Source organism: Rhizobium acaciae (assembly GCF_025941625.1).
GTDB lineage: Bacteria > Pseudomonadota > Alphaproteobacteria > Rhizobiales > Rhizobiaceae > Rhizobium > Rhizobium acaciae.
Map to the genome: position 1 here is coordinate 1 of NZ_JAPCZO010000006.1, position 17,125 is coordinate 17,125.

At 61.1% G+C, this 17,125-nt stretch carries 16 protein-coding genes; 14 read left to right on the top strand and 2 right to left on the bottom strand.

The window, feature by feature from the left end; genetic code table 11:
• Positions 1 to 27 precede the first annotated feature (27 nt).
• Positions 28 to 348: a hypothetical protein gene (locus tag OLZ32_RS11065; RefSeq protein WP_264421132.1), complete on the bottom strand. Its 321-nt coding sequence runs from the start codon at positions 346 to 348 to the stop codon at positions 28 to 30.
• 176 nt (positions 349 to 524) lie between these two features.
• Positions 525 to 1,229, bottom strand: a complete 705-nt coding sequence (locus OLZ32_RS11070) for a transcriptional regulator NanR (RefSeq protein ID WP_018068270.1) — start codon at positions 1,227 to 1,229, stop codon at positions 525 to 527.
• Positions 1,230 to 1,367: 138 nt separating this feature from the next.
• On the opposite strand from OLZ32_RS11070, the gene oiaX reads away from it, so the two are divergent.
• From oiaX to OLZ32_RS11140, 14 genes are all read left to right on the top strand, one after another.
• The gene (gene oiaX / locus OLZ32_RS11075) at positions 1,368 to 2,663 is read left to right on the top strand and encodes a 3-oxo-isoapionate-4-phosphate decarboxylase OiaX (RefSeq protein WP_264421137.1); all 1,296 of its coding nucleotides are present in this window, start codon (positions 1,368 to 1,370) and stop codon (positions 2,661 to 2,663) included.
• A gap of 5 nt (positions 2,664 to 2,668) precedes the next feature.
• Positions 2,669 to 4,006 (top strand): four-carbon acid sugar kinase family protein, encoded by a 1,338-nt coding sequence (locus OLZ32_RS11080; protein ID WP_264421139.1) that lies wholly within the window; start codon positions 2,669 to 2,671, stop codon positions 4,004 to 4,006.
• 120 nt (positions 4,007 to 4,126) lie between these two features.
• On the top strand, positions 4,127 to 4,954 hold the full coding sequence (locus OLZ32_RS11085; protein WP_003562289.1) for a phosphogluconate dehydrogenase C-terminal domain-containing protein: 828 nt from the start codon (positions 4,127 to 4,129) through the stop codon (positions 4,952 to 4,954).
• Positions 4,955 to 5,054: 100 nt separating this feature from the next.
• Entirely contained in the window at positions 5,055 to 5,996 is a 942-nt protein-coding gene (locus OLZ32_RS11090) for a D-ribose ABC transporter substrate-binding protein (protein ID WP_003550404.1), read from the top strand.
• Between the two features lie 73 nt (positions 5,997 to 6,069).
• Positions 6,070 to 6,714: a DUF2291 family protein gene (locus OLZ32_RS11095; RefSeq protein ID WP_113545438.1), complete on the top strand. Its 645-nt coding sequence runs from the start codon at positions 6,070 to 6,072 to the stop codon at positions 6,712 to 6,714.
• Entirely contained in the window at positions 6,711 to 8,261 is a 1,551-nt protein-coding gene (locus OLZ32_RS11100) for a sugar ABC transporter ATP-binding protein (protein WP_264396000.1), read from the top strand. Before OLZ32_RS11095 ends, OLZ32_RS11100 begins: the two co-directional genes overlap by 4 nt.
• Positions 8,258 to 9,322, top strand: a complete 1,065-nt coding sequence (locus tag OLZ32_RS11105; protein ID WP_003550410.1) for an ABC transporter permease — start codon at positions 8,258 to 8,260, stop codon at positions 9,320 to 9,322. The genes OLZ32_RS11100 and OLZ32_RS11105 overlap by 4 nt, the downstream gene beginning before the upstream one ends.
• Position 9,323: 1 nt before the next feature.
• Positions 9,324 to 10,358 carry a Gfo/Idh/MocA family protein gene (locus tag OLZ32_RS11110; protein ID WP_264396002.1) on the top strand — a complete coding sequence of 345 codons (1,035 nt, stop codon included), beginning with the start codon at positions 9,324 to 9,326 and terminating at the stop codon, positions 10,356 to 10,358.
• Positions 10,355 to 12,214 (top strand): D-apionate lactonase, encoded by a 1,860-nt coding sequence (gene apnL / locus OLZ32_RS11115; protein ID WP_264421141.1) that lies wholly within the window; start codon positions 10,355 to 10,357, stop codon positions 12,212 to 12,214. The genes OLZ32_RS11110 and apnL overlap by 4 nt, the downstream gene beginning before the upstream one ends.
• Positions 12,215 to 12,269: 55 nt before the next feature.
• Positions 12,270 to 13,274 (top strand): dihydroxyacetone kinase subunit DhaK, encoded by a 1,005-nt coding sequence (locus tag OLZ32_RS11120; RefSeq protein ID WP_264396006.1) that lies wholly within the window; start codon positions 12,270 to 12,272, stop codon positions 13,272 to 13,274.
• A gap of 3 nt (positions 13,275 to 13,277) precedes the next feature.
• On the top strand, positions 13,278 to 13,922 hold the full coding sequence (gene dhaL / locus OLZ32_RS11125) for a dihydroxyacetone kinase subunit DhaL (RefSeq protein WP_264396008.1): 645 nt from the start codon (positions 13,278 to 13,280) through the stop codon (positions 13,920 to 13,922).
• A gap of 71 nt (positions 13,923 to 13,993) precedes the next feature.
• Entirely contained in the window at positions 13,994 to 15,247 is a 1,254-nt protein-coding gene (locus OLZ32_RS11130) for an ABC transporter substrate-binding protein (RefSeq protein ID WP_264396010.1), read from the top strand.
• A gap of 93 nt (positions 15,248 to 15,340) precedes the next feature.
• Positions 15,341 to 16,240, top strand: a complete 900-nt coding sequence (locus tag OLZ32_RS11135) for a carbohydrate ABC transporter permease (protein WP_264396013.1) — start codon at positions 15,341 to 15,343, stop codon at positions 16,238 to 16,240.
• Positions 16,237 to 17,121 (top strand): carbohydrate ABC transporter permease, encoded by an 885-nt coding sequence (locus OLZ32_RS11140; RefSeq protein ID WP_012755221.1) that lies wholly within the window; start codon positions 16,237 to 16,239, stop codon positions 17,119 to 17,121. Before OLZ32_RS11135 ends, OLZ32_RS11140 begins: the two co-directional genes overlap by 4 nt.
• Positions 17,122 to 17,125 lie beyond the last annotated feature (4 nt).

Sequence of the window (17,125 nt, forward strand, 5' to 3'; positions counted from 1 at the left end):
GAAGCGGGGTTTTTGAGAAGGGGTCGATCAGTTGTTATGTGCCGCGCAGGCTTCGTCCATCGGCGTGGCGTTGCTTGTGCCGCCCTGCGTCTGAAGATTGGCAGAGTTATTGACCGGGTTGGGGCACTTGGTCTTGTCCATCTTCATTGTGCCGCTGATCGTGGATCCCGTCGTGGTGGTATCCGTTGCCATCGGCTTCTTGGTCTTCGTGTCGCTGGCTGCGCCGCCACCCTGGTCGGCCTGGTTCTTATCGATGGTGGCGCCGGCCGGTGCCGGATTGGATTGGGCGAAGGCGGATGTGGCCATGCCGATAGCGAAAAGCGAAGCTGCTACGAGTTTCATACGCATAGTGATGTCCTCCTTGGGATCTTTTGCATGCTTGACCCACTCAGAACCTCGTTCTTGGTCCATTGTTCCGTTGTGGCCGACAAATGCAGTGCCTCGCCCGAAAGCCATCGCACGATGGAGAGGCGAGGTGTTAAGCAGCAGAACGAGCAGGCATTAGTCGCAACGGGAACCGGCGTTTATTTCGCGTAGAGCGCTCGCGACCGCTCGAGATGCTTGAGGAGCGCCGTTTCCGAGCCATCGACGTCGTTTGCTTCAAGGCGGTCGACGATCTCGTCGTGTTCGGCGAGCGTGAATTTTTCCTTGCCGGTCCAGATCAGCATCTCGGTGTGATATTCCTTCAGCCAGGCAAGCATGGCTTCGCTGACGGCGACATAGATCGGGTTGCCTGATATCTGCGCGATGCGGGTGTGGAATTCCATGTCGGCGTCGATGAACTCCTCGGCCCGCCCGAGCGACATTCGCTGGCGTTCGATAATGTTCCTGAGATCGGCGATATCGCTTGCAGAGGCGCGCTGCGCGGCCTCGCGCGCCATGCCCCGCTCGAAGAAGATGCGGGCGCTCTTAAGGTATTCCAGCGAGTCCGACGATTGCGACAGCATGATCTTGGCGGTGAGATCGACCTGGCGGAATATCGATTTTGCCGTCAGCCTGAGGACCTTCGCCCGCTCGCCATGCGAAATGCTGACAAGACCTTTATTGGCAAGGGACTGCATGGCCTCCCTGATCGCCGGCCGGCCGACGCCGAAGCGTTCCATCAGCACGCGCTCGGAGGGCATTTCGTCGCCGGGCTGAAGCTCGCCCGAGGTAATCATTCGCTCAAGTCGATCAAACACTTCGTCAGAGAGTTTCCGGCGGACGATTTGTTCGAGGGGCTGGGTCATCACATCTCGCTGGCTCAAAATGTTTCCTCCTAACAGTTTCCGGGTCGAGAACAAAGCTGTCGGCGAAAATTTGCGGATCCGAAGATTCTACTTTTCATGAGTTGGAATACTCATTATACCAGATCACGAGTTGACGCCATGGCAATCTGCCGGGCCAGAGGAGCAACCATCCGTTTCATGATAATTACCCTGACCTACCGTATCGAAACGCCCGGCAGCGTCGAGGCAATGGCGGAAAAGATCGCGAGCGACCAGTCGACCGGTACTTTCGTGCCTGTTCCCGGTGAAACCGAAGAGCTGAAATCGCGTGTCGCCGCCCGCGTCCTGGCGATCCGTCCGCTCGAAGATGCGCGTCATCCGACCTGGCCCGAGATCGCTCCCGGCACGGTGCTACATCGCGCCGATGTCGAAATTGCCTTTCCGCTGGATGCGATCGGCACCGACCTTTCGGCATTGATGACCATTGCGATCGGCGGCGTCTACTCCATCAAGGGCATGACCGGCATCCGCATCGTCGACATGATGCTGCCCGACGCCTTCAAAAGCGCGCATCCCGGACCGCAGTTCGGCATCCCTGGAAGCCGCCGACTCACCGGCGTCGAAGGCCGACCCATCATCGGAACGATCGTCAAGCCGGCGCTCGGTCTCAGGCCGCACGAAACGGCGGAACTGGTCGGCGAGTTGATCTCATCCGGCGTCGACTTCATCAAGGATGACGAAAAACTGATGAGCCCGGCCTATTCGCCGCTCAAGGACCGCGTTGCGGCGATCATGCCGCGCATTCTCGATCACGAGCAGAAGACCGGCAAGAAGGTGATGTATGCCTTCGGCATCTCGCATGCCGACCCCGACGAGATGATGCGCAACCACGACATCGTCGCCAAGGCCGGCGGCAACTGCGCCGTCGTCAACATCAACTCGATCGGCTTCGGCGGCATGAGCTTTCTGCGCAAGCGCTCCAATCTGGTGCTGCACGCGCATCGAAACGGTTGGGACGTGCTGACGCGCGACCCCGGCGCCGGCATAGATTTCAAGGTCTACCAGCAGTTCTGGCGGCTGCTGGGGGTCGATCAGTTTCAGATCAACGGTATCAGGGTCAAATATTGGGAGCCGGACGACAGTTTCGTCTCGTCCTTCAAGGCCGTCAGCACGCCGCTCTTCGACGCCTCCGATTGCCCGCTTCCGGTTGCCGGTTCGGGCCAGTGGGGAGGACAGGCGCCTGAGACTTATCACCGGACCGGCCGGACCGTCGATCTTCTCTATCTCTGCGGCGGCGGCATCGTCAGCCACCCCGGCGGCCCGGCGGCCGGCGTTCGGGCCGTGCAGCAGGCCTGGCAGGCAGCCGTCGCAGACATCCCGTTGGAGATCTACGCGAAAGATCATCCGGAGCTCGCCGCTTCGATTGCAAAATTCAGCGACGGCAAGGGCGCGTGACCGCGATGGGTGGACCTCTCGTCAGCTATTACGGGGATGACTTCACCGGCTCCACCGATGTCATGGAGGCATTGGCTTCGAACGGCGTGTCGACCGTGCTCTTCCTCGACGTTCCGACGCCGGAACTGCTTGCGCGCTTTGGGGATTGCCGCGCAATCGGCATTGCCGGGACAAGCCGCAGCGAGACGCCCGCATGGATGGGAGAGCACCTCACGCGCGCTTTTGAATGGCTGAATTCGCTCGGCGCTGACATCTGCCACTACAAGGTCTGCTCGACCTTCGATTCCAGCGCCGAAATCGGCAATATCGGCAAGGCGATCGAAATCGGCCGATCGGTGTTCGGGCAATCCGTCGTGCCCGTCATTGTCGGCGCGCCGCAATTGAAACGCTACACGGCATTCGGCAACCTCTTTGCCGCTTACCAGGGCCGGATCTTTCGCATCGACCGCCATCCCGTCATGAGCCGCCATCCGGTAACCCCGATGGACGAGGCGGACCTTGCCGTTCACCTGTCGAAGCAGACCCGCCTTCCCGTCCTGGTCGCTGATCTCGTCGCCATCACCGCGACAGACGCCGATGCGCGTGTCGACGAACTGGCGTCGGGTTCGGAAGGAATCCTGCTGATCGATGTCGATTCCGAGGCGACGCAGGAGGCCGCGGGCCGACAGCTGCTTCGTGTCACCGGCCGCCCCGGAAGTTTTGTCGCCGGCTCCTCGGGGGTCGAATATGCCCTGCTCAGCGCTTGGCGGAGGAGCGGTTTCATCGGCAACAGCGGCGCCGAGTTTCCTGATGTCGGCCCGGTCGACCGCCTCGCCGTCGTGTCGGGCAGCGTATCGCCGACGACCGAGCGCCAGATCCGGACGGCTGTCGAGAACGGCTTCGAGAGTATCGCGCTCGATCCGCTTGCACTGGTCTCGGAGCATGGCGAAGGCGCGGTAAATGCTGCGGTGGAGGCTGGAACGCAGCAGCTCAGGCAAGGCAAGAGCGTCATCCTGTATACCGCGCTTGGACCGTCCGCAGACCGCGGCGCCGACATAGACAGGCTTCCAGGCGCTCGTCACCGGCTCGGGAGCGCGCTCGGCACGATCTTGCGCCGCCTGATCGAGAACGAAAGGCTTTCGCGTGCGGTCGTCGCCGGCGGCGACACATCAAGTCATGCACTCAGGCAGTTGAAGATCGACGCGCTGACGACGCTTCTGCCGCTGCCCCAGACGCCGGGTTCTCCGCTTTGCCTTGCGCATGGCGACTATCAGCCGACGAACGGCCTGCAGATCGCCCTCAAAGGCGGCCAGGTCGGAACTGACGGGTATTTCACGCAGATCCGCGATGGAAGGAAACACTGATGGTTTCCCCGATCCGGCTTGGCGCAGAAAAACGTGTGGATCATATGAATTAAGTGATATGGTGATTGACTCGTCATACCAGTATATGATCCTATCCAGAAACGGAAAAGGTGAGGAAACATGACTAAGATTGCCCTCTTCGGCGCAGGCGGGAAAATGGGATACCGGCTTGCCAAAAATCTCAAAGGCTCGCGTTTCGAGGTCCGCCATATCGAGGTGAGCGACGCAGGCAAGACCCGTTTGAAGAACGATCTCGGTGTCGATTGCGTGCCCGTCGATATCGGGCTCGACGGCGCTGAGGTGGTGATCCTTGCCGTGCCGGACACGGCAATCGGCAAAGTCGCGGCAGGCATCGTCGACAAGCTCACTTCAGGCACCATGGTGATCGCGCTGGACGCTGCGGCTCCCTTTGCCGGCCACCTGCCGAAGCGTGATGATCTTACTTACTTCGTCACCCATCCCTGCCATCCGCCGATCTTCAATGACGAGACGGACATGCAGGCGAAAAAGGACCACTTCGGCGGCCTCTTCGCCAAGCAGCATATCGTTTCCGCACTGATGCAGGGTCCGGAAAGCGCCTATGCGCTCGGTGAGGAAATCGCCAAGCTGATCTGGGCCCCGGTCATGCGCTCGCACCGGGTCACGGTCGACCAGCTTGCGATGCTCGAACCGGGCTTGTCGGAAACCGTCTGCGCATCGCTGCTCGTCGTGATGCGACAGGCCATGGACGAATGCGTGGCACGCGGCGTGCCGGAACAGGCCGCCCGCGACTTCTTGCTCGGCCATATGAACGTTCTCGGCGCGGTCATCTTTAAGGAAGTCGACGGCGTGTTCTCGGATGCCTGCAACAAGGCGATCGAGTTCGGCATCCCGGCGCTGATGCGCGACGACTGGAAAAAGGTATTCGAACCGCAGGAGATCGCCGAAAGCATCCGGCGCATCACCTGAACCGGCCTGGGGAGGCAAGTCCTCCCCCTCAACTGCCCCGGGGAGACGGGGTCTAGCCGCCCCAGGGAGAAGGGGCTTCATTCACAACAGGGAGGAAAAAATGAAACTGACGCGCAGACTGACACTTGCAGCTTTTGCCGGCGCACTGGCGCTTGGAACGGCTCTTCCGGCCTTTTCGGCCGATCTTATCGCCATCATCACGCCGGCGCATGACAATCCCTTCTTCAAGGCCGAAGCCGTCGGCGCCGAAGCCAAGGCGAAGGAGCTCGGCTACGAGACGCTGCTCATGACGCATGACGACGACGCCAACAAGCAGTCCGAAATGATCGACACGGCGATCGGGCGCGGCGCCAAGGCGATCATCCTCGACAATGCCGGAGCCGACGCCTCCGTCGCGGCCGTCAAGAAGGCGAAGGATGCAGGCATCCCCTCCTTCCTGATCGACCGCGAAATCAACGCGACGGGCGTTGCCGTCGCCCAGATCGTCTCGAACAACTATCAGGGCGCCCAGCTCGGGGCGCAGGAATTCGTCAAGCTGATGGGCGAGAAGGGCAATTACGTCGAGCTGGTGGGCAAGGAGTCCGACACCAATGCCGGCATCCGCTCGCAGGGCTATCATGATGTCATCGACGACTATCCGGACCTGAAGTCCGTCGCCAAGCAGTCGGCCAACTGGAGCCAGACGGAAGCCTATTCGAAGATGGAAACCATCCTCCAGGCAAATCCCGACATCAAGGGCGTCATCTCAGGCAACGACACGATGGCCATGGGCGCCATCGCTGCGCTGCAGGCGGCCGGCCGCAAGGACGTGATCGTCGTCGGCTTCGACGGTTCCAACGACGTGCGCGACTCCATCAAGTCGGGCGGCATCAAGGCAACGGTTCTGCAGCCCGCCTATGCGCAGGCTCAGTTGGCGGTAGAACAGGCAGACGCATACATCAAGAACAAGACGACGCCAAAGGAAGAGAAGCAGTTGATGGATTGCGTTCTCATCAACGCCGACAATGCCGGCAAGCTCGAAACCTTCGCCCTGACGAACTGATCGGCCGCGAATTGCGGAGGGCGCAGCGCTGCGCCCTCCGCAATGCATTTTGCAAGACGTCGAGGTTTAAAGCATGTTGAGAATGAAGGGCGCCCTGCTCGCTGCCGTCGTGGCGGCCGCCTTGCCCGGTTGCAAGATCATCAAGACGCCGACGGCTGAGGAAAAGGCGGCGGCAGCGGCCAAGACCGCCTTCGACCCGAATGCAAAGGTCGAGGCGATCTGGCAGTCCGAGGCAGTGCCCTATTTCGAAAAGCGCGCCGGCGACCTCAAGGACGTCATGCAACTGGCCACCTCCAGCCCCGACGCCGCAGGCGAGAAATACGGCAATCCCCGCAAGCAGAGCAGCTCGCCCTGGACCTATGCGGTGAAGATCACCGGCAAGGTTGTCGCGGCCGATACAGCGTCGCGCGCGGCAACGCTCGATGTCGACGCCGATGGCGACGGCAAGGCCGACGCCAAGGTGCAGATCGGACCGGCGCTGCGCGGCACGGCGCTGCGCGACACGTTGGAGTTCGTCAATTTCAACGAATTCAAGAACCAGATCGAGTGGGCGCAGTTCGGCAAAGCCTTCAACGAGAAGGCCAATACCACCTTTCTCTCCGCCATCCCGCGTGAGGGCCTCGCCGGCAAGACGGTGACCGCGATCGGCGCCTTTCCGCTGCCGAAGAGCGGCGAGCTGCCGCTCATAACACCTTCGGAACTGAAGGTCGGCCCATGACCACAGCAGAGGCAAAAAAGGACGACATCATCCTGCGCCTCGACGACGTGTCGAAGGTCTATTCGGGCATCGTCGCCGTCAAGCGCGCCAATCTCGAGCTTCGCCGCGGCGCGGTGAACGTCCTCGTCGGCGAAAACGGTGCAGGCAAGTCGACGCTGATGAAGATCATCGCCGGTGTCGAGCGTCCGACGCTCGGCCGCATCATCCTGGACGGCAAGCCCATATCCTTCGATAGTCCCGCAGATGCGCAGGCGAATGGCATCGGCATGATCTTCCAGGAGCTCAATCTCTTCGCCAACATGTCGGTCGCCGAGAACATCTTCGCCAGGCGTGAGATCACCCGCGGCATCCTCGGCATCGATCACAAGGCGCAGGTTCAAAAGGCCAATGCGTTTCTGAAGCGTCTGGATGCCGGGATCGAGGCGGATACGATGGTCGAGGACTTGCCGATCGGCCAGCAGCAGCTCGTCGAGATCGCCAAGGCGATGTCGTTGAATGCCCGTATCCTGATCATGGACGAGCCGACCTCGGCGCTTTCGGCGGCCGAAGTCGAGATCCTGTTCAAGGTGATCGCGGAGCTGAAGGCCCAGGGTGTGGCAATCGTCTATATCTCGCACCGGCTCGAAGAGCTGATGCGGATCGGCGACTACATTACCGTGCTGCGTGACGGTCAGGTCACCGGTGAAGCGATGGTCCGCGATATCGACACGCGCTGGATCGTGCGTTCCATGATCGGCTCGGATGCCAAGGATTTTGCAAAGTCCGTGGACCACACCGTCGGAGCCGAGGTCTTTCGCGCCGAAAACATCAGCCTGCCGCGGCCGACGGGCGGGCTTTCGGTCAACGATGTCTCCCTATCGGTCAAGGCCGGCGAAATCCTCGGCATCTACGGCCTGATGGGTGCTGGGCGCAGCGAATTCTTTGAATGCGTGATCGGCCGGCACACACACTCGACCGGCAAGATCTTCATCGACGGCAAGCATGTTCGCGCCCGCGACACCACCCGGCGCATCCGCCGCGGCCTTGCGCTCATTCCGGAAGACCGGCAGCGGGAAGGTCTGGTCCAGGTGCTCTCGATCGCCTCCAACTTGACGCTGGCGAGCCTTGGCCGCTTCACCCGGCTCTTCCATATCAACAGGGGTGCGGAGAAGAATGCCATTCGCGATGCGATCCGCGATCTGTCGATCAAGGCGCCGAACCCGGATTTCGAGGTGACCTCGATGTCCGGCGGCAATCAGCAGAAGGTCGTCATCGGTAAGGCGTTGATGACCAATCCGAAAGTGCTTCTGATGGACGAGCCGAGCCGAGGCATCGATGTCGGCGCCAAGGCCGACGTCTTTCGCACCATGCGGCGGCTGGCGGCAAGCGGGCTCGCCATTCTGTTTTCGACTTCCGACCTCGAGGAGGTCATGGCGCTTTCCGATCGCATCGCGGTCTTGAGCAACGGCCAGCTGGTCGCCGTCTTCGACCGCAACGAGGCCACGGAAGAAGCCATTATCGCGGCTTCGGCCAAGGGACACGGACATCAAGGGAAACTCGCGTCATGATGACGGCTACATCAACCACTCTTGCGCCGAAGGGCGGTAACGGCTCGGCGCTTCTGACGCTGATGAAGCTCAGGACGTTCATCGCGCTATTTGCCGTCATCATCTTCTTTGCGATCTTCGCCCCGAACTTCACCTCGACGGCGAACATGATCCTGATGTCGAAGCATGTGGCACTGAACGCCTTCCTGGCGATGGGTATGACCTTCGTCATCATCACCGGCGGCATTGATCTCTCCGTCGGATCGATCGTCGGGCTTTGCGGCATGGTCGCCGGCGGCCTGATCCTTTACGGCATCGAATTGCCGATCGGCTACACGATCTTTTTCAACCTCTTCGAGATCGTGCTGATCACCCTGTCGATCGGCCTGCTCATCGGTCTGATCAACGGCCTGCTGATCACCAAGCTCAACGTTGCGCCCTTCATCGCCACACTCGGCACACTCTATATCGCCCGCGGTCTCGCTTTGCTGTCGTCGGACGGGCAGACGTTTCCGAACCTTGTCGGCCGGCCGGAATATGCCACGACCGGCTTCGATTTCTTCGGCGCGGGGCGCATCCTCGGCCTGCCGGTGTCGATCTGGATCCTGATCGTGCTGGCGCTGCTGGCGGCCTATGTCGCCCGCTCGACGCCGATCGGCCGTCATATCTTCGCCGTCGGCGGCAATGAGCGGGCCGCGCGCATGTCCGGTATCCGGGTCGATGTGGTGAAGATCTTCGTCTACATGTTCTCCGGACTTTGCGCGGCAATCGTCGGCGTCGTCATCTCCTCCGAGCTGATGGCAGCCCATCCGGCAACCGGCGAAAGCTTCGAACTCAATGCGATCGCCGCAGCCGTGCTCGGCGGCACTTCGATGTCGGGCGGCCGCGGCACGATCGGCGGAACGATCATCGGCGCCTTCGTCATCGGCATCCTCTCCGACGGGTTGGTGATGATGGGCGTCTCCTCCTTCTGGCAGATGGTCATCAAGGGCCTGGTCATCATCATCGCCGTCGTGGTCGACCAGGCGCAGCGCCGCCTGCAGCAGCGCGTCACCCTCATGCAGATGGCAAAGGCAGGTTGATATGACGGAATTGAAAGGGGCTTTGATCGGTTGCGGCTTCTTTGCGATCAACCAGATGCATGCCTGGAACGACGTTCGGGGCGCCGGCATCGTCGCGATCTGCGATCGCGATCCGGAGCGGCTGAAGATCGTCGGCGACCAATTCGGCATCGATCGCCGCTATGGCGATGCCGAGGCTTTGTTTACCGATGGCGGCTTTGATTTCGTCGACATTGCCACAACAGTCCAAAGCCATCGCTTTCTCGTCGAAATGGCGGCTCGGTACAAAGTGCCGGCCATCTGCCAGAAGCCGTTCGCCAAGACCTTGTCGGACGCGAAGGCGATGGTCGAGGCGTGTCGCAATGCCGGCATCCCGCTGATGGTGCACGAGAATTTTCGCTGGCAGACGCCGATCCAGGCGGTGCGCAAAGCGCTGGAGGCAGATGCCATCGGCACGCCCTTCTGGGGCCGTTTCTCCTTCCGTTCGGCTTACGACGTCTTCTCCGGCCAGCCCTATCTCGCCGAAGGGGAACGGTTCATCATCGAAGATCTCGGCATCCATACGCTCGATATCGCCCGCTATATCCTCGGCGACGTTCGCTCGCTCACGGCCCGCACCAAGCGGGTCAATCCCGGAATCAAGGGCGAGGATGTCGCGACCATTCTGCTCGATCATGAAAACGGCGCCACGTCGGTCGTCGACGTCAGCTACGCCACCAAGCTCTCGAAGGAGCCGTTCCCCGAGACCTTGATCGAGCTCGACGGTTCGGAGGGCACGATCCGCCTGACCCAGGGTTACGGCCTCGAAATCACCAACGCCAAGGGCACCACCACCACAGACGTATCGCCGAAGCTGCTGTCATGGGCCTCGCGGCCCTGGCACAACATCCAGGAGAGCGTCTACGCCATCCAGCAGCATTGGGTCGACCAGTTGGAGTGCGGCGCCGAACATTCGACGTCAGGGGCGGACAATCTGAAAACTTTCGCGCTCGTCGAGGCCGCCTATGACAGTGCGGCCAGGGGACAGACGATCGATGTCGGAGCGATGCTGCGATGACGGTCAATGCGTTCCAGCTCTACGGCACTCGCCTCGTCGATCCGCCGCCCGTTCGCCTGAGAGCCGGAAAACTGGAAGCCGATCTCGCCAACGGCAACCTCCGCACCATCCGCTACGGTGGGGTCGAGGTGCTGCGGGCGATTTCCTATCTCGTTCGCGACCGGGATTGGGGCACTTACAGCCCCGAGATCGTCGATCTCAAGATCGAGCAGAGTGACGATCGTTTCGAGGTCGCCTATCGGGCCTGCTGCGTGGGGCCGGATGATACGAAGCTCATCATCGATGTTCGCATCGTCGGAAGCCCGGACCGGCTCGACTTCGAGGCCGAAGCCGTCGCCCCGACCGACTTCGAGACCAACCGCTGCGGCTTCTGCATCCTGCATCCGATCGTCGGCGTGGCGGGTTCACCGGCGACGGTCGAACATGTCGACGGACAGATCGTGGCGACACGGTTTCCTGATCTCATCGAGCCCTGGCAGCCGTTCAAGGACATGCGGGCCATCACCCACGAGGTCATGCCTGACATTCAGGCGGAGTGCCGAATGGAGGGCGACACCTTTGAAATGGAAGATCAAAGGAATTGGTCGGACGCATCCTACAAGACCTATGTCAGACCGCTCGCTCTTCCCTGGCCGTATGAGATTCCTGCCAATCGGCCCGTTCGGCAGAAAACGTCGCTGGTCATCAGGGACGCAGGCAGTTCGACACGGCATCCTCCTGGGATGTCGGGCGGCGCCATAAAACTCGAACTCGGGGCGCGCACCGGCACCATGCCTGATATCGGCGTGATCATTACGCCCGAGGAGGCCGATGCAACCCTCTCGGCAAAGTCCGTGCTGTCGGAGATCGCTCCCCAGGAGCTCCTTTTCCATTTCGACCCCGGTGCCGGGCACAGCATCGAAGCGCTCAGGCGGTTTGCCGCCATCGCCACAATCCATCGCGGCCGCTCGACGCTGGAGATCGCCCTTCCCTGCAGGTCGTCCCCGTCAAGCGAGGCGGCCGAGATTGCCCGCCAGATGCGGCTGGCGGAATTCAAGCCGGATGCGATCATGATCTCGCCTTCCGTCGACCGGCAGTCGACGCCGCCCGGCAGCACATGGCCGGATTGCCCGCCCCTGGATGAAGTCTATACAGCCGCCCGCGCCGCCTTTCCCGGCATTCGCATTGGCGGCGGCATGCTGAGCTACTTCACCGAGCTCAACCGGAAGCGCGTCCCGGATGGACAGCTCGACTTCGTCAGCCACTGCACCAATCCGATCGTCCACGCCGCCGACGATCTCAGCGTCATGCAGACATTGGAAGCACTGCCCTTCATCACGCGGTCGGTGCGTGCGATCTACGGCGACAAACCCTACCGGATCGGCCCGTCGACGATCCCGATGCGGCAAAACCCCTATGGCAGCCGCACGATGGACAATCCGGTGGGCGCACGCATCCCCATGGCCAATCGCGACCCGCGTCACAATGGACGCTTCGCGGAAGCTTTCGCGCTCGGTTACGCGATACGGGTGCTGGATGCCGGTCTGGAATGCCTGACGCTCTCGGCCTTGTCAGGCCCGTTCGGTTTGATCGCCGGTCCAGCCGAACCGACCGAGCAAGGCGAGCGGCGCCCGCTGTTCAACACCGTGCGGACATTGTCCCGATTGGCTGGCGCATCCTGGCAGGAATGCGTCTCCTCCTCGCCCTCCGAGGTCCTGTCTTTCGTTGCACGGAATGCCGCAGGCGCCAGGCTTCACGTCGTCAATCTGACGGGCGAAGAACGAAAGGTCGATTGCGGCGCAAGCCGGCCGGCAGATGCGGGCAAAGAGTTGCTGCTCGCGCCGTTTGCGACCGCAGCCCTCCCGCTGGCGGATTGACCTTCGGCGGTGCAACCGCATTTATGCAGGCGGAGCTCGCACTGGGAGGATCAGCATGAAGACGAAGAAGCTTATCAATGCCGGCGCAGATGCCGTCGATGAGATGCTGCAAGGGGTGTTGGCGGCGCATCCGCGCCACCTATACGCCGTGGAGGACATGCCCCGCGCGATCATTGCCAGGAACGGGCCGCGCAAGGGCAAGGTCGGCTTGGTCATCGGCGGCGGATCCGGGCACGAACCGACATTTCTGGGGTTTGTCGGCAAGGGGCTGGCGGACGCGGCCGCAATCGGCAACGTCTTCGCGTCGCCACCGCCCGATCCGATCATCGCCTGCGCCATGGCGGTCGACGGCGGCGCCGGTGTCCTGTTCATGTATGGCAATTATGCCGGCGACGCGATGAACTTCGACATGGCTGCCGAGATGCTTGCGCTTGACGAGATCGAGGTACGCACCGTCCTCACCACGGATGATGTAGCGTCCGCCCCTGCCGATCAGCGGGACAAGCGACGAGGCGTGGCGGGCAACGTCTTCATCTTCAAGGCTGCCGGTGCGGCATGCGATCTTCTCTATTCCTTTGAGGATGTCGAGCGCACGGCCCGCCATGCCAATGCGCGAACCTATACGATGGGTGTCGCGCTTTCCCCCTGTTCGCTGCCCCAGACCCTCCGGCCGAACTTCCTGATCGGCGAAGGCGAGATGGAGATCGGAATGGGCATCCATGGCGAGCCGGGCGTGGCGCGCGAGCCGCTGAGGCCGGCTGACGCCGTGACCGACGAACTTATGGACAGCATTCTTCGCGAAATGAAAGCAGATCGGGGCGATCGTGTCGCCGTGCTCGTCAATTCGCTGGGGTCGACCCCGATGATGGAACTCTACATCATGATGCGGCGCGTGAAGTCCCGGCTCGACGATGCCGGGCTCATCCTCCATACGTCGCTCGTCGGGAATTACTGCACCTCGCTCGAAATGGCCGGCGCGTCGATCACGATCATGCATCTCGACGATGAGCTTCAGCGATTGATCGACCACCCCTGTGATTGCGCGATGTTTGCGAGGTAATCGATGACGTTTACGACCGAAGACCTGCAGCGCATGTTTGCCGGGATTGCAGAGGATATCGCGGCGGAACGAGATCATCTTTGCGAGCTGGACGGTGCCATCGGCGATGGAGATCACGGCCTTGCCATGGATGCGGGCTGCCAGGCCGCCGCGAAAGCGGTCGGCGAGCTTGACGCCGGGATTGCCCCGACAACCGCATTCAATGTCGCGGCAAAGGCATTCCTGAATGCGGTCGGCGCTTCGTCCGGCCCGCTATATGCCACGGCCTTCATGCTCGCCGGAGCGGCCGCCAAAGACAAGCAGACATTGAGCGACGACGACTTCCTGCGTGTCTTCGCCGCGATGGCGCAGGGAATCCAGGAACGCGGAAAGGCCGAACCCGGTGAAAAGACGATGGTTGACGCCTGGAAGCCCGCGGCTGACGCGGCACTCGATGCCCGGCAATCGGGAAAGCCCCTCCCCCAATGCTTCGAGGCAGCGGAGCGGGCAGCGCGGGCAGGCTGTGAAGCGACCGGCAATATGACGGCGGCCAAGGGACGGGCTTCGCGATTGGGGGACCGCGTGATCGGGCACATCGATCCCGGCGCCGCGTCCGCGGTCATCATCATCGCCGCGATGGCCAAATTTACTCAACGTCGTAATGGTTAGCTCGTCATACCAGTTGACATGTCGATGACTATCTGCAACAAGGGGCCCGGCTTTACAAGAGGAGGACGGTAATGCTGACCCTTTCTGCGAAATTGAAGACTGCGAGCATCGTGGCGATCGCCGTGGCGTCGCTATCGGCCACGCCGGTTCTTGCGGAAGACATCACGCTTTGGACCCTCAACTTCGACAACAATGCTGCCAACACGGCTCTGAAAAAGGTGGCGACGGACTTCGAAGCGGCAAACCCCGGAACACATGTCGAGATCGTTCAGCGCGCCGTCGACGAGCACAAGACCGCCCTGCGTGTCGCTGCGGGCTCCGATAAGGGACCTGACATTTACTTCAGCTGGGCGGGCCTCGGTCTCGGTGGTGAATATGTGAAGGCCGGTCTGTCCCTGCCCCTCGACAAATACTATGCCGAGTATAAATGGAGCGACGAATTGCTGCCCTCGGCAGCGGCTTTTGCCGACCTTTATCCCGGCGGCAAGCACGGCGTCCCCTTCACCTTCAAGGGTGAGGCCGTCTACTACAACAAGAAGCTTTTCGAACAGGCCGGCATCAAGGAAGAGCCGAAGACCTACGAGGAATTCCTTGCCGCGGCCGATAAGCTGAAGGCCGCAGGCATCCCTGCCTTCACCTTCGGCGGCACGGTCAACTGGCACGTCATGCGCCTTATGGACGTCATCCTTGAAACGAAGTGCGGTGCTGAAAAACACGATGCGCTGAAGGCGATGACGCTGGACTGGACCAAGGAACCCTGCGCGACGGAATCCTTCGCGGAGTTTGCGAAGTGGACGAAGGACTATACGCTGCAGCCATTCATGGGCATCGACAACAAACAGTCCTACAGCCTCTTCACCGCAGGCCGTGCAGCGATGATGCTCGAAGGCGACTGGCTGGTCAGCCAGCTTAACGGCTCCGGCGCCAATCTCGACGACTACGGGATTTTCCCCTTCCCCACCAACACCGATCGTCTCTACGGTTTCGCCGAGTACAACTACATCAGCACCAAGAGCAAAAATCCTGACATAGCGGCGAAGTTCCTCGACTATTTCCTCTCGACGAAAGTCCAGCAGGACCTGCTCGGCCAGCTGAGTTCGACCTCCGTCAACAAGAACGTACAATATGCCAACCAGAAGCCGCTCGAGGCGGAATGGCTGGGGATCTTCCAGAAATACGGCAAAGTATACATGAACGGCGATCAGGCGTTCCCGCTCGACGTCACGACGGAGTACTTCCGGGTCATCAACGATGTTGCTTCCGGCAACACCGAGCCGGCCGATGCCGCCAAGCAGCTGCAGAGCTTCATCGCAAGCCGAACCTGATTCCTCCCGAGGTGCCAGTCGATCGACCCAGCTGTCGATCGACCGGCACATTCTTTCATCAGCTGGCAGCCGCTTCACTGCCAGGAGGAAAGCATGTCACTTCGACAATCGACACATGATCCGCGCGTACAAGCGCTCATCCTGCTCGTGCCGGCGCTGGCGATTTACGCGGTCTTCGCGCTCTACCCGATGCTCAACGTCGTGATCCTGAGCTTTCAGAAATGGAACGGGCTCGATCCCAATCGACAATTCGTGGGGATTGCGAACTACCAGGCAATTTTCACCAAAGATCCGGTCTTCTGGGTGGCCTTCCGCAATACTGTGATCTGGACCTTGATGAGCCTGATCTTTCCGCCGATGGTCGGACTGCTGCTGGCGCTTAGTCTCAACCAGAAGATATTCGGCCGAAATGGCCTCAGGGCCGTCTTCTATCTGCCTGTCATCATCGCGCCGATCGCCGTGGCCACCATGTGGAAGTGGATGTACGATCCGTTCTTCGGCCTTTTCAGCCAGTTGCTCACCTCGTGGGGCATGCAGGGCTGGATCAATGACTGGCTGGGCAACCGGGATATCGCCCTTTATTCGGTCTTCGTCGCCTATCTCTGGCAGACGGTCGGCTTCTCGATGGTCCTGTTCCTGGCGGGCCTGCAGAATGTCTCTCAGACGCTTGTTGAGGCAGCGCGCATCGATGGCGCCGGCCGCTGGAAGGTGTTCAAGCATGTGACATTGCCGGCCTTGCGCCCGACGATCACGATCGTTCTCGTTCTGTCTGTCATCTCCTCCCTGAAGGCTTTCGACATCGTCTACGGTCTGACGGGTGGCGGACCGGCGCAGTCCACCCAGATGCTGGCGCTCTGGGCGTTCACGCAGGCGATGCAGATCTTCGATTTCGGACGAGGCGCGGCGATTTCGGTCGTGCTGCTGCTGATCACCATGGCCGTCGTCATTCCTTATCTCAAATGGACCCAGAAGCACGAGGAGGTTGAAGCGTGACAGCAGTGCCGACCGACCAGACCGCAGTGCATCTGCAGGTCGAACCATCGTCGATGAAGCGGGATCCGATTCTGATCGGCCTCTGGATCACGCTTGTCATCGTGGCGCTCGTCTGGGTCGCGCCATTCGTCTTCATCGTCTTCACCTCCTTGAAGACGCCGGCGGCGGTCACGGGTACGGGCGCCTTCGTGCCGCCAACCGAACTCGCTTTCGAAAACTACAGTGCCGCATGGAGCCGCGGCAACTTCGCAAACTCCTTCTTCAACAGCGTCATCATCACCGTCATCAAGGTGCCGCTCGGGCTGTTCCTTTCGGCGATGGCCGCCTATGCCCTGGCCAAGATCAAGCTGAAGATCACCAAGGCCCTGCTGCTTCTCGTCGTGTTCGGCACGATGATCCCCTTCCAGGTGATGCTTGCGCCGCTCTTTACCCTGGTGAATTCACTCGGCCTGATCGACACCTACCCCGGCGTCATCCTTCCCTATATCGCCTTCGGCGTTCCCTATCAGGTTTTCATCCTGCACGGCTTCTTCAAGAGCATTCCCAAGGAGCTGTCGGAAGCAGCACTGATCGACGGTGCCAGCCACTTCATCATCTTCAGACGGATCTTTCTGCCGGTGTGCCTGCCCGTGCTCGCCGCACTGCTCATCCTCGACTTCGTCTCCACCTGGAACGAATTCGCCATGGCGCTGGTGCTGCTCCAGGATCAGCACATGTGGACCTTACCGCTCGGCCTGATGTCGTTTCAGGGGCAGTTCTCGAGCAATTACGGCCAGCTCAATGCGGCCATCGTGATGACCGTCCTGCCGGCGACGATCGTCTATCTCATCTTCCAGCGTTACTTCGTCTCCGGCCTCACGTCAGGTGCCGTCAAAGGCTAGCGAC

Coding starts and splice junctions, on each gene's coding strand:
- oiaX (WP_264421137.1), top strand. CDS start 1,368: ATGGCAATCTGCCGGGCCAGAGGAGCAACCATCCGTTTCATGATAATT.
- OLZ32_RS11100 (WP_264396000.1), top strand. CDS start 6,711: ATGACCACAGCAGAGGCAAAAAAGGACGACATCATCCTGCGCCTCGAC.
- OLZ32_RS11135 (WP_264396013.1), top strand. CDS start 15,341: ATGTCACTTCGACAATCGACACATGATCCGCGCGTACAAGCGCTCATC.
- OLZ32_RS11105 (WP_003550410.1), top strand. CDS start 8,258: ATGATGACGGCTACATCAACCACTCTTGCGCCGAAGGGCGGTAACGGC.
- OLZ32_RS11090 (WP_003550404.1), top strand. CDS start 5,055: ATGAAACTGACGCGCAGACTGACACTTGCAGCTTTTGCCGGCGCACTG.
- OLZ32_RS11120 (WP_264396006.1), top strand. CDS start 12,270: ATGAAGACGAAGAAGCTTATCAATGCCGGCGCAGATGCCGTCGATGAG.
- OLZ32_RS11130 (WP_264396010.1), top strand. CDS start 13,994: ATGCTGACCCTTTCTGCGAAATTGAAGACTGCGAGCATCGTGGCGATC.
- OLZ32_RS11070 (WP_018068270.1), bottom strand. CDS start 1,229: ATGACCCAGCCCCTCGAACAAATCGTCCGCCGGAAACTCTCTGACGAA.
- apnL (WP_264421141.1), top strand. CDS start 10,355: ATGACGGTCAATGCGTTCCAGCTCTACGGCACTCGCCTCGTCGATCCG.
- OLZ32_RS11065 (WP_264421132.1), bottom strand. CDS start 348: ATGCGTATGAAACTCGTAGCAGCTTCGCTTTTCGCTATCGGCATGGCC.
- dhaL (WP_264396008.1), top strand. CDS start 13,278: ATGACGTTTACGACCGAAGACCTGCAGCGCATGTTTGCCGGGATTGCA.
- OLZ32_RS11080 (WP_264421139.1), top strand. CDS start 2,669: ATGGGTGGACCTCTCGTCAGCTATTACGGGGATGACTTCACCGGCTCC.
- OLZ32_RS11085 (WP_003562289.1), top strand. CDS start 4,127: ATGACTAAGATTGCCCTCTTCGGCGCAGGCGGGAAAATGGGATACCGG.
- OLZ32_RS11095 (WP_113545438.1), top strand. CDS start 6,070: ATGTTGAGAATGAAGGGCGCCCTGCTCGCTGCCGTCGTGGCGGCCGCC.
- OLZ32_RS11110 (WP_264396002.1), top strand. CDS start 9,324: ATGACGGAATTGAAAGGGGCTTTGATCGGTTGCGGCTTCTTTGCGATC.